Below are 776 nucleotides of genomic sequence, written 5' to 3'. Positions count from 1 at the left end.
CGGACTTCCAAAAGTACCAAACCTTCCATATCCAAACAATCCAACAGATCCAACAAAACCAGGAACTGATCTTCCAGTTGTACCAGATGTACCAGGCACAACACCAGTCGGCCCAGATGGCACAACACCATTGACACCGAAAGATCCGAGCGATCCAAGCAAGGGTTACAACCCACCACCAATTCCAAGTGATCCAACTCAGGATACACCAATCAACTACGTTAAAGATGGTCAAAAAGCGATTATCACCTTCGTAGACCAAGACGATAACAACAAGGAAGTTGGTAAGGTCGTTGAAAGCGGTAAGTCAGGTGAGCCAATCGGAACTACTAACTACGCAACTCGTCTGAAAGAATTGACAGACAAGGGCTACGAAGTGGTGAACGATGAGTTCAAGGGACCTAAGACCTTCGATAACGATGATAAGAAGGACCAACAATTTGTGGTTACTCTTCGTCATGGTAAAGAAGCAATTAAGGATCCAGCAGAACTCAACAAGAAGGTGACTCGTACCATCAAGTATCAATACGCAGATGGTGAGACAGCGGGTCGTCCAGCTCTGAAAGCTCCTGTTACTCAAGAAGCAGCCTTCACACGTACAGGTGAGCGCGACCGTGTAACTGACAAGAAGACCTTCACTGCATGGACACCAGCTACGAAAGAATTGGCCCAAGAAGCTACACCAGTCGTAACTGGATTCGTGGCAGATAAGGCCAATGTAGCAGCCAAGACAGTGACTCCTGATGATAAGGATAGCGAAGAAGTTGTACAATACA

The 776-nt window shown here is 46.5% G+C and carries 1 protein-coding gene; it reads left to right on the top strand.

The window, feature by feature from the left end:
- Positions 1 to 776: mucin-binding protein (locus tag D8793_RS11985; protein ID WP_446677597.1), on the top strand; the 776-nt coding region annotated here is incomplete at both ends.

Source organism: Streptococcus cristatus (genome assembly GCF_003943465.1).
Classification (GTDB): Bacteria; Bacillota; Bacilli; order Lactobacillales; family Streptococcaceae; genus Streptococcus; species Streptococcus cristatus_C.
This window is presented reverse-complemented; position numbering and strand designations above follow the sequence as displayed.